An 11,579-nucleotide genomic window follows, 5' to 3' on the forward strand; every position below is an offset into this window, starting at 1 on the left:
TGCGAGCCTCATCGCGGACGCAAACGCTCGCCGGTCCTGCGCCGGTGCGATGCCTGATTTCAGCATGATAGCGACAGCATGTTTCAAGACGCCGTTGCCATGTGTCGCTTCCTTTGGTCCTTTGCGCGACAGCGGTTCATCGCCCGTCACGTGCAAGACGATGTCCGCGTTCCACAAAATATGGTACATGGCATAGCCAATAGCTATGCCAGTAAGGCTGCGCTTTCCAAGTACATCGTTACAAACGACACTAGGCAAGTTGTGGATGTTATTCTATCGGCCGTGATGACAAGAGTTGATCCATAAGACTCTGTTATGGCCGCACGTTCGATAAGCATGGACGTGTGCTTTTCATCTGCTTGACCGACCAAGTCGACCTGATAGCCCTTTGTATCGGGGAATGCGGGCCGGCGAGCGCAAGCGCGACGCCGGACATAGAGCGTCTGAGCGCCAGCATCACGCATCCCGCCGCACAGGAGGCTGAACGACCATAACAGGGGGGTCATCATGCGTGCCAATTTGCGTTCCGCCTATCATTCCGGCGCCAGGCGGCGTCTGCCCGGATCGGAGGCGATTGCCTTGGGATCCCGCCGTGCGCTGATCGCCACGCTGCTGCTGACCGGGGCGAGTGCCGCCTATGCACAGGATGCGCAGCCGACACCGGCGGCGCCGTCGGTGTCACCGATCCTGAGCCCGGAGGTGGAGGCGGCCGAAACGCCCGATACCGTGCCGGAGGGCGAAAGCGACACCATCACCGTCACCGGATCGCGCATCGTACGCAACGGTTATGATGCGCCGACCCCGGTTACCGTCATCGGGCTTGCCGATATCCAGGCGTCCGCCCCCGCCAACGTCGCCGATTTCGTCAATCAGATCCCGTCGGTGGCGGGCAGCGTCTCGCCGTCCAACACGCAGCGCAACCTGAGCGGCGGCGCGGGCGGCATCAACACCATCAACCTGCGATCGCTGGGCACCACGCGCACGCTGGTGCTGCTCGACGGCCATCGCTCGGTCGGCTCGCTCGCCACCGGGACGGTTGACGTCAACACGATCCCCCAAGGGCTGGTGAAAAGCGTCGAGGTCGTGACCGGCGGCGCATCGTCGGTTTACGGCTCGGATGCCGTCGCCGGCGTCGTCAACTTCATCCTTGATCGCGAATATACGGGATTGAAGGGCGAGTTTGCCTATGGCGAGACGACTTATGGCGACGATGTCAGCTATCGCGCGACGCTGACGGGCGGCATGGAGTTCGCCGAGGGGCGGGGGCGTGCGCTGCTCAGCGGCAATTACGTGCAGCGTGGCGGCGTGTTCGGCGCCGGACCGCGTGACTGGAAGAACCGCGGCGTCCACCTGATCCAGAACCCGCGCTACATCGCCGGCAATGGCGAGCCGGAATATATGGTGGCCTACAAGTCGGGCCTGAACACCACGACGGGTGGCGGCATCATCACCTCCGGCCCGCTGCGCGGCACCTATTTCGGCCAGGGCGGAACGGTGAACCGCTATGATTATGGCCCCAACCGGCTGAACAACCTGCCATGGACGGTGGGCGGCGACTGGCAGCTGAGCCAGCAATATTATGCCACCGCGATCCAGCCCGAGGAGAAGCTGACCAGCGTCTTCGGGCGCTTCAGCTTCGACGTGCTCGACAATTTTCAGCTGTTCACCGAGCTGTCGTACAATCGAAGCAAGCAGCACAGCTGGGGCGGGTATCACACCGACAAGGCGAACGTGTCGATCCTGGGCGACAATGCCTTCATCCCTGCGGCGGTGCGTTCGCAGCTGAACGGCGCTGGCTTTACGCTCGGCACCTGGAACCAGGACATCCCGACGCGCGAAAGCAATTACGATCGCGAGGTGCAGCGCTACCTCGTCGGGTTCGAGGGCAGTTTCGACCTCCTGTCGATGGACTGGAAATGGGACGGCTATTACCAGCGCGGCATCATGAACGCGAAGGAGGCGCTGGTCGCTGCCAATCGCGTGAAACTGGGCTTCGCGCAGGATGCCGTGCGCGATGCATCCGGCAATATCGTGTGCCGCGCCACGCGCGACGGCAGCACCAATCCGCTGGCGGCGGGCTGCGTGCCGTTCAACCGCATGGGGATCGGCGTCAACTCGCAGGCGGCGGTCGATTACATCATGGGCACGCCTTATGGTGATCGCCGGTTGCAGCAGGACGTCGCCTCGCTGAACTTCAGCACCAATGTCGACAATCCATGGCTGAAGCCGATCGGTCTCGCCTTTGGCGTGGAAAGTCGCAAGGAGAAGATCTCGGGCTATGTGCCGCCGGAATATGCCTCCGGTTGGTATTCGGGCAACTTCACCGCGACCTTTGGTCAGTACACGGTGACCGAAGCCTATCTCGAGACGTTGGTGTCGCTACCCTGGAGTTTCGAGTTCAACGGCGCGGCGCGTTACACCAGCTACAGCGAATCCGGCGATGTGGTGACGTGGAAGGCGGGGCTCAGCTTTGCCCCGATCGAGGATCTGCGGTTTCGCGTCACGCGGTCGCGCGACATCCGCGCGCCCAACCTGTCAGAGCTATTCCAGGGCGGCGCGCGCAACACCAATTCGATCGGTGATCCGTGGCAGAACAATGTCGCGGTGCGCTACACGCAAACGGTGACCGGCAATCTGACGCTGGAGCCGGAAAAAGCCGATACGTGGGGCCTCGGCGTCATCTACCGGCCCTCGTTCGTGCCCGGGCTCGGCCTGTCGGTCGATTATTACGACATCAAGATCAACGGCGCGATCGGCACCCTGGGGCCGCAGGACATCGTGGATCGTTGCTTCACCGGCAATATCGAGCTGTGTAATCGTCTGCAGGCGATCATCGGCACGGGGCAGAATGCACGAACGATTGCTTACGGCACCAACGGCTTCACCAACGCCACCGGGCCGGGCGCGGGCGTCAGCGAATATCTGATCGCCAACAGCCCGTACAACTTTCTGTCCAATCGCGCGCGCGGCATCGATCTTGAGCTGAGCTACGGCTTCGATCTCGCCGACATTGCCGGATCGCTGGGCGGCAAGGTCAGCTTTCGCGGTATCGCCACGCGCTACCTTGAGGCGTCGGAATCGAACGGTGTGCAGGCGCCGACCGATACGGTGGGTGAAAACGGCGGCAACGGTCCGCCGAAATGGACCTACCGCCTGACGTTTGGCTATGCGCTCGAGCCGTTCTCAATGCAGGTGATCGGGCGCGGGATCAGCGCCGGCGTTTACAACAACAACTGGGTAGAATGCGCCAGCGCCTGCCCGGCGTCGAACACGATCAATCGCACGATCGCCGACAATCACATCGACGGCGCCTTCTATGTCGACACCTATTTCGCCTATGATGTGCCGATCGGAAAGGTGAAGAGCCAATTGTATCTGCGCATCGCCAATCTGTTCAATCGTGATCCCGCACCAGTCGGAAAGGGTCCGTCGGACACATCGAACGTCGATCTTGGTATAAACCAGACCTTCTATGACTTTCTTGGTCGATCCTTCAGGATCGGTGTTCGCTTCGATATCTGACAGCAGGCGAACTACGTGCATGGTCGGTGGCCGGCAGATCATCAGATCTGCTGGACACCGGCTGTTTTACTTGAAAGCTTTATTGTTACAAAACAAGTCCGCGCCAGCTGGGCGTTGCAAAGAACGCGCGTATGGCATCTGCTGAATAGCCAGGCGGCGCCGCCCGATCGTGGCTGCGCGACGCTAGAATAAAGGGGGTTTGCGATGAAACATCTTGTGGCGCTGCTGGCGGCCGGCACCATGCTGGCCGGATACGGCACAGCGACGGTTGCGACGGCGCAAACCTACGACAAGAAGCAATGGGCCGCGCTCAAATATCGTCAGGTCGGCCCGTGGCGCGGCGGGCGCGTCACCACCGTCACCGGCGTGCCCTCGCAACCGCGCACGTTCTACATGGGTACGGTGGGCGGCGGTGTGTGGAAGACCATCGACGCCGGCGTGACATGGGTCAACACCACCGACGGGCAGATCAGCGTCGGCCCGGTCGGCGCGGTCGCGGTGGCGGACAGCAATCCCGACATCATCTATGCCGGCACCGGATCGTCAAAGATCCGCAGCAACGTCTCGATCGGCAAGGGCATCTACAAGTCGGTCGATGGCGCGAAAACGTGGCAGTTCATCGGGCTGAAGGATGTCGGCCAGATCGCCACCGTGCGTATCAACCCCACCAACCCCGACGAGGTGTTCGTCGCCGCCACCGGCGATCCGTTCAAATATACCAAGGCGCGCGGCGTCTATCGCACGCGCGACGGCGGCAAGACCTGGAAGCAGGTGCTGTTCCTGTCCGACAAGCTCGGCGCGGCGGACCTCGAGTTTCAGGCGGACGACCCCAGCGTCCTTTACGCCAGCATGTGGCACGGCCTGCGCCAGCCCTGGTCGATCATTTCGGGCAGCACGGACGGTGGTATCTACAAATCGACCGACGGCGGCAACAGCTGGCAGAAGCTTGGCGGCGGGTTGCCGACTGGCCTCTTCGGGCGCTCCAACGTTGGCGTCAGCGCGAAGGCACCCAACACCTTATGGGCGCTCATCGAGGCAAAGCCCGGTCACGGCCTTTACCGCTCCGACGATGCCGGCACGTCATGGCGGCTGGTCAACGGCGACGCCAAGCTCGTGACTCGCCCATTCTATTACACCACCCTGGCCGTCGACCCGAACGATCCCGAGCACGTCTTCGTCGGGAACGAGGGCTGGTTCGAATCAAAGGACGGGGGCAAGACCTTCGCCACCCGGCCCGTGCCGCACGGCGACAATCACGACGCCTGGATCAGCCCCACCAATTCGATGACGATGGTGCAGGCGAACGACGGCGGCGCCAACGTCACCTATGACGGCGGCGATACGTGGAGCAGCCAAGCGAACCAGCCAACTGCCGAGATCTATCAGGTCGCGGTGGACGATCAGTTCCCCTACCGGCTGTATGGCGCGCAGCAGGACAATACGACGGTCATCGCGCCTTCCCTGTCGCTCGGCAACGGACAGGATTTCCGCATCGGGCCGGGCTGCGAGACGGGCCCGATCATCCCCAAGCTCAACGAGCCCAACATGGTGTGGGGCGGGTGCAAGGGGCAGTTCAGCCGCATGGACATGCGCACCAACGGCAATGAGGAACGCTACTGGATCGGCAGTGAGTCGCTCTACGGCAACGATCCCAAGGACCTGAAGTATCGCTTCCAGCGCGTCGCCCCGATGGAGGTGTCGCCGGTCGAACCCGACACCGTCTATTATGGCTCGCAATTCGTGCACCGCTCGCGCGACGGCGGCGTCACGTGGCAGGTGATCAGCCCCGATCTCACGGCCAACCCGGCCGACAAGCAACTGGCCTCGGGCGCCCCGATCACGATCGATGCGACGGGCGAGGAGGTCTATTCCACGCTGTACGCGATCCGTGAGAGCACGGTGAAGCCAGGCGTGATATGGGCCGGCTCCAACGACGGCCTGATCCATGTGACGCAGGATAACGGCGCATCATGGCAGAATGTGACGCCCAAGGGCCTGCCCGCCGGTGGCCGCGTGCAGAATATCGAGCCCGGCGTGCGCGATCCCGGCACCGCCTATGCCGCGATCTACCGCTATCTGCTCGGTGACTTCGCGCCGTATATCTACGCGACCAAGGATTACGGCCGGACCTGGACGCGCCTCACCGACGGCCGGAACGGCATCGCCGCCGACGAGCCGACGCGCGTCGTGCGCGAGGATCCCGAGCGACCCGGCCTGCTTTATGCCGGCACCGAATTCGGCCTCTACGTGTCGTTCGACGGTGGCAAGCGGTGGCAGAGTTTTCAGCAGAACCTGCCGGTCGTGCCGATCACCGACCTGCGGCTCGCGCATGGCGACATGGTGCTCTCCACCCAGGGTCGCGGCTTCTACGTGCTCGATAATTTGAGCGCGCTGCGCCAGCTGCCCACGACCGGCGTGAACGCCACCCGGCTCTACAAGCCCGCCACCGCGATCCGCGTGAACGCATCGGGCGACAAGGGCTATGATTCCGACAAGGGGCCTGATTATATTCTGCCCGGCGCGCAGATCGATTACCATCTGGCCGCAACCACGCCGGTGACGCTCACCTTCCGCAACGCGCAGGGCGAGGTGCTGCGGCGCTTCACCAGCGAAGGCCCGGCCGACAAGGCGGGCGGCGGGGGCGGCGGGGACGAGGATGTCGGCCGCTATCGTCCGACTTACCCGGCAAAGCTTTCTGCCACGCCGGGCATGAACCGCTTCATCTGGGATCTGCGCCAATCGGGCGAGGCGCCCGGCGCCAAGCCAGGGACGCGTAGTCCGACCGGGCCGATGGTGCCCCCGGGCGACTATACCGTCGAGATGACCGCTGGCGGCGTCACCACAACGCAGCCACTGGTGATCCGGGAGGATCCGCGCGTGCTCGCATCCGGCATCACCGTGGCGGACCTGACGGCGCTCTACGATCACAACGTCCGCGTGCTGGCACTGGTGCACGACACCAATCTCGCCGTATCGCGCGTGACGCAGGCGCTGGCGGCCAATCCCGATCCGTCGCGCAAGGCGGCGCTGGACGGGATTGCCGATCGCCTGATCACGCCCAAGATCCGCTACATCCAGCCGCGCCTGCAGACGCATGTGACGTATCTGTACAATCAGACCAACGCCTCGGACCAGAAAGTCCCGCCCGACGCGGCGGCACGCTACACCGAACTGCGCGGCAAGATCGACGGCATCACGGCCGAGATCAACCGGGTGCTCGGCCCCGTGACGACAGCGGAACTCGGCAAGTTTCGCACCGGCACCGACGGCGCCCGGCTCGATGTCGCCGACACGACCGACGACGAAGAGGAAAGCTAAGGTTTGATGGACCCTCCCCGTGCGGCGCATTGGGAGGGCTCAGAAGTTGCCTCCCCGGCACGCGGAGAAGGACCGCGCAAGCAGCGGGTGGTGAAGGGGCTCTCCATGTGGCGCAAGGACAGCGGCCAACCGTTCTGCCATCACATGGTGCGATGCGAGTGAGCAAGCCTTCATGAGCGGGATGTTCTGGCGCTTCGCCCACCAGCGCTATCATGTCAGGCCGCCATCACGCATCACGGAACTGGCGGCGCTGACCGGGGCCGTATTCTTCATCATAGTTTACGGTGCAGCGCTGCTCGACGGCTGGCCACTCGGCACGGCTGACGCGCTCATCGGCATCGCTCTCATCGGCATCGCTCTCATCGGCATACCCCTGGCATCGGGAATCATGCATCGACGTATCCGCCTGGAAGCATCAAAGGGGCCGGACGCCCTGTGTCGCAAGCGGATTGCCACAAACAGATACGCCCGCCCTCTATCGAGGACGGACCCCTGATCGAATAAGCGGCCCCCGGATAAGGAGGCTGCATTCACACCTCAGTCGTCCGCCGTACCAGCGCCCGCGCCCGTCTGCGCCGGGCCGTACAGCGCGGCATTGAACAGGAACTTGAACGACGCATAGGGCTGGCCGCGCTGCGTCACCTCGTTCGCCAGCAGATAGACGTGGCCCTTGCCCAGCGTCCCATCGACGATCGTCGCGGTGTCGTTGAGCGCCTTCTGCCCCCAGCCCCAGCCGGAGCGGACGGGATCGTCGCTGGCGAACCACGACACGCGGCGCACGCCCGGCGTTCCGGGCGCAAAGGCAAAGGTCGGGTTGTTGTTGTAGAACACGTCCAGCGTCGCTGGCACGCCATAGGCCAGCGGATCGGTCGGATCGACCTTGGCCTGCAGCACCGATCCCGGCACGTAGAATTTCGTGCCCGGCAGCGGCGTGCGCTTGCCGCTCGCGTCCACGGTGGCCAGCGCATTGTACACCGGCAAGCCGAGCTCCGGCCCGAGTCGCGTGGCATTGCCCACCGCGATCACCGTGCCGCCCGCCTTGGCAAACGAGGCGAGCTGCGGCACCGTCTTTTCGGTCGACACATTACCCAACGCCATGCGCCATTCGGCCGGCAGGTCCGCGGCGGCGGGTTGCTTCTGCGGCGGGCGGCCCTCACGGCCAAGCACGTCGGACTGGAATACCAGCACGTCATACTTCGCATTCAATCCGCCCTTGTCGAGCTCCTGCGGGTACACGACCGAATAGGGGAACTCATACTTTTCGAAGATCCAGCGGTTCCAGCCCGACGCCATCGAGCCGCCGTAGTGATCGACTAGGCCGATCCGCACCGGTTTCAGCTTCACCGTTGCGCCCGTCGGCTTGGCCGCGACCTGCACCGCATCGATACCGAGCGACTGCACCGCGCCCTGCACGATGCCGTTCGCCGCGCCGCCCGCCGGGATCCACAAGGCGCCCGGTGCCAGCTGCGCGCCGCCAGCCGACACGCCCTGCTTCAGCCAATACACCGGCGCACCCGCCTTCAGCAGGCGATTGGTTAGGATGAAGCTGTTGTTTGTCGCGTGGCTGACGACATAGCCCGCGCCGCCAGTGCCGGTCATCTTTCCGGCCGGCGGTGTTGCGATCACCTCGCTGACCAGCGGGAAATGCGTCGGCGCGCCGTCGAGCAGCCGGTCGAACTGCACGTTCATCTGATACGCCAACGTATAGCCGGTGATGTCATACGGCCGGATCGGCGGCCCGCCAGGATAGGCGAAATCCTGCGGGTGATCCTGCGGCTCGAACATGTCGAGCACGTGCGGGCGGAACGCCTGGTCGGACCGCACCACATAGGATCCCGCCGGATAGCGCTTGCCGCCATAGCTGAAGGCGGCCGGCGCCTGTTCCACCTCGATTCCGGTCTTGATCAGCGCATTGAGGAACGCGACCGTGGTCGGCATGTCGGCCTGCTGGTCGGCCGGCAGCACGAAGGCGCGCGGCGCGCGATATTTCGGATCCTGCACCACCTTCTTGTACAGCGACGATGGCGCGATCTCGCGCGTGTCATAGCCGACCAGATCGTCGAGCGCGCTGCCGCCGCTGTCCTTCTTCATCGCCTCGGCCGCCGTTTTCACCGCCTCGATCCGCTTGGGCGTCACCACCCAGCTATCCTCGCTGCCCAGCGCGATCTGGTTCCGGCCCATGACATAGCGATTGTAAAGCAGCGGCTCGCGGTTGCGCGAGGCATAGTCGAGGATCGCCCGCGACATCTCCTTCACGTAATCGATCGATTGCTGGAAATGCCATGTCTGCGGTGCGATCGGCATGTACGCGTCCTGCCCGGCTATTTGCTTGTTCGGGACCAGGGGGATCTCCATCGGCGTCGGATTGCCGATGATCTCGGTCAGGATGCCGATCTGGTTGTGGAAATAGCCGATCGTGCGGATACCGCCGTTGAACCACGTCGAATAAGGCGCGCCGGAACGCGACACCGACCCCGCCTTCCCCTGCGCGAGCAGCCGCTCGTGCATGGCGGTGCCGACCGCGTCGGTGCCCGCGATCACCAGCGGCTCGTTGTTGAAATTGTACGGATTGCGGAACGGCGGAATGAACACGACGGTGCCGACCGGGCCGGTCTGGTGCTGGTTGTAGAGGATTTGCGGATACCAGTCGCGATAGGCGAGCCGGTTCATGTTGGTCGTCTCGGGCTGGGTCGAGGCGTAGCTGTCGCGGTTGTTATCGTGCCCGATGTACTTTTGGTACAGCACCGGAATGTCGTTGCTGTTGCGCTTCGTCTTGTCCGGCTGGCGCATGTACCAGTTCGCCACCAGTTCCAGCCCGTCGGGATTGGCGAAGACGTAAAGCCCGATTGTGTCGTTCAGGATGCGGGTGGTCTCCGCATCGTTGCGCGTCAGCATCTCGTGGATCAGCTGCACATGGCTTTGCGCATTCACCACTTCGGTGGCGTGCAGCCCGGCGTCGATCAGCACCACCGCCTTGCCCTGCTCCGACAGCGTCTTGGCCTGCGCATCGGTCAGCTCCTTGGCGAGCGCGAGCTGCTGAGAGATGCCGCGGTATTTGTCGAGCTGCCGGATGTTCTCGGGCGAGGAGATGATCGCGATATATTGCTCGCGTCCCTCGGCGGTCTTGCCGATGCTGACCAGCTTCATGCGGTCGCTTTCCTGCGCGACCTTTTCCAGCCACGCGCTGATCTGCGTGTAATTGGCGAGGAAATAATCCGATCCGGGCTTGGCCTTGAACACGCTGGCCGGGTCGGTGATCGGCCGCGTTTGCGCGATCGCAGCGCTTGGCGCCATCACCAGCGGCTTCATCGTCATCGAAAGGGCCGTCGCCGTCAGCATCAATGCACGCATCGGATTGTCTCCCCTGAACCCGTGGAACCTAAAAACCGCAGAAGCTCGCCGCTACTTCGCCTCCGCCAGCAGCAGCAGCGTGGCGAGGATGGCGGACATGCTGGCGACGTCCTTGTCCTTGTCCACCACCATCGCCTCTTCCAGCGAGTGCGCACGCATCGTCTGAAAACCCGAGCCGAGCGTCACGGCCGGAATGCCCATGCTGAACGGAATGTTGGAATCGGTCGAACCCGCCCCGAACGTCGGCGAGAACCCACCCGCCTTGCTGGCGGCGGCGGCGATCCGAATGATCGGCGCATCGAGCGGCGTTGCCCCGACCGGGCGATCGCCGACCTGTTTCAGGTCATAGCCGATCTTGCCCTTCGCGGTGGAGCGCGCCGCATTTTCCGCGTCGACCGCCGGCTTGAGCAAGGAGAGGAACTGCTGCTCCTCGGCGTCGAGCGCGGCCTTGCCGGTCGAGCGCATGTCGATCGTCATGGCGGTGGAGAAAGGGATAGAGTTCACCGAGGTGCCGCCCTCGACGATGCCGACATTGTACACCGTGCGCGGCTCCTTCGGCACGGTCATCTTGCCGAAAGCGACCATCGCATTGGCCATCGCATAGGCCGGGTTCACGATGCCGAAATCGCCCTGCGAATGGCCGCCTGGGCCGGTGAACGTCACCTTGTAGCGTTTCGATCCGATCCCGGCGTTGGTGATGCGATCGGCCCGCCCGGGCTCCAGCGAGATGAAATAGCCGATCTTGTCCTTCAGCGGGCTATTGCTGAACAGATAGCGCGTCCCGCGCAGGTCGCCGGGACCTTCCTCGCCGACATTGCCCATGAAGATGATGTCGGACTTGGTGCTATAATTGGCCGCCTTCATAGCGCGGATAAAGGCGGTCAGCACCGGCAGCCCGCAAGTCGCGTCACCGATGCCGGGCGCGTAGAGCATGTTGCCCTCGCGGCGCACCTTGGTGTCGGTGCCTTCCGGGAAAACCGTGTCGAGGTGCACGGTGACGACGATCAGCGGCCCGCCGCCAGTGCCCTTGCGCGTGCCATAAACGTTGCCGACCGCGTCGGTGGTCAGGTCACTCAGGCCCTCGGCGCGCAGCATCTCCAGAAATGCCTTGCCGCGCGCGTCTTCCTTGAAGGGCGGGGCGGGGATCTCGGTCAGCGTGACGACGTCCTCAACGATGCGGCCGTGGTCGGCGGCGATGCTCGCCTTGGCGGCTGCGAACTTCTTGCTCGCGAACAGCGCCCGGGCCTGCGCGTCGAAATCCTGCGCGCTCGCCGCGGTTGGCAGGGTCGCGGCGGCCAGCAGCGCTGCCATCATCAGCTTGGTCATTCGATGCGTTCCCCCTTGCCGACGACCCCTGCAGCGCTCGCGCCGGCGCGGTGGCGTCATGA

General features: G+C 63.9%; 5 protein-coding genes. 3 read left to right on the top strand and 2 right to left on the bottom strand.

The features are described from left to right. Positions 1 to 579 precede the first annotated feature (579 nt). From SPDO_RS00175 to SPDO_RS00185, 3 genes are all read left to right on the top strand, one after another. On the top strand, positions 580 to 3,522 hold the full coding sequence (locus tag SPDO_RS00175) for a TonB-dependent receptor plug domain-containing protein (RefSeq protein WP_158212126.1): 2,943 nt from the start codon (positions 580 to 582) through the stop codon (positions 3,520 to 3,522). Positions 3,523 to 3,726: 204 nt separating this feature from the next. Then, positions 3,727 to 6,840, top strand: a complete 3,114-nt coding sequence (locus SPDO_RS00180; RefSeq protein WP_245828925.1) for a WD40/YVTN/BNR-like repeat-containing protein — start codon at positions 3,727 to 3,729, stop codon at positions 6,838 to 6,840. A gap of 172 nt (positions 6,841 to 7,012) precedes the next feature. Beyond that, positions 7,013 to 7,336 carry a hypothetical protein gene (locus SPDO_RS00185; RefSeq protein WP_088365469.1) on the top strand — a complete coding sequence of 108 codons (324 nt, stop codon included), beginning with the start codon at positions 7,013 to 7,015 and terminating at the stop codon, positions 7,334 to 7,336. Between the two features lie 41 nt (positions 7,337 to 7,377). Here SPDO_RS00185 and SPDO_RS00190 read toward each other — a convergent pair whose 3' ends face one another. After that, positions 7,378 to 10,191 carry a M14 family metallopeptidase gene (locus tag SPDO_RS00190; RefSeq protein WP_245828928.1) on the bottom strand — a complete coding sequence of 938 codons (2,814 nt, stop codon included), beginning with the start codon at positions 10,189 to 10,191 and terminating at the stop codon, positions 7,378 to 7,380. A 51-nt stretch (positions 10,192 to 10,242) separates the two neighbouring features. Further along, positions 10,243 to 11,517 carry a M20/M25/M40 family metallo-hydrolase gene (locus SPDO_RS00195; RefSeq protein ID WP_088365470.1) on the bottom strand — a complete coding sequence of 425 codons (1,275 nt, stop codon included), beginning with the start codon at positions 11,515 to 11,517 and terminating at the stop codon, positions 10,243 to 10,245. Positions 11,518 to 11,579: the final 62 nt, after the last annotated feature.

It is taken from the genome of Sphingomonas dokdonensis, from assembly GCF_002197685.1.
Taxonomy (GTDB): domain Bacteria; phylum Pseudomonadota; class Alphaproteobacteria; order Sphingomonadales; family Sphingomonadaceae; genus Sphingomonas; species Sphingomonas dokdonensis.

Bases quoted from the DNA above. Each gene is read 5' to 3' on its own strand.
- SPDO_RS00195 (WP_088365470.1), bottom strand. From the start codon at position 11,517: ATGACCAAGCTGATGATGGCAGCGCTGCTGGCCGCCGCGACCCTGCCA.
- SPDO_RS00190 (WP_245828928.1), bottom strand. From the start codon at position 10,191: ATGCGTGCATTGATGCTGACGGCGACGGCCCTTTCGATGACGATGAAG.
- SPDO_RS00185 (WP_088365469.1), top strand. From the start codon at position 7,013: ATGAGCGGGATGTTCTGGCGCTTCGCCCACCAGCGCTATCATGTCAGG.
- SPDO_RS00180 (WP_245828925.1), top strand. From the start codon at position 3,727: ATGAAACATCTTGTGGCGCTGCTGGCGGCCGGCACCATGCTGGCCGGA.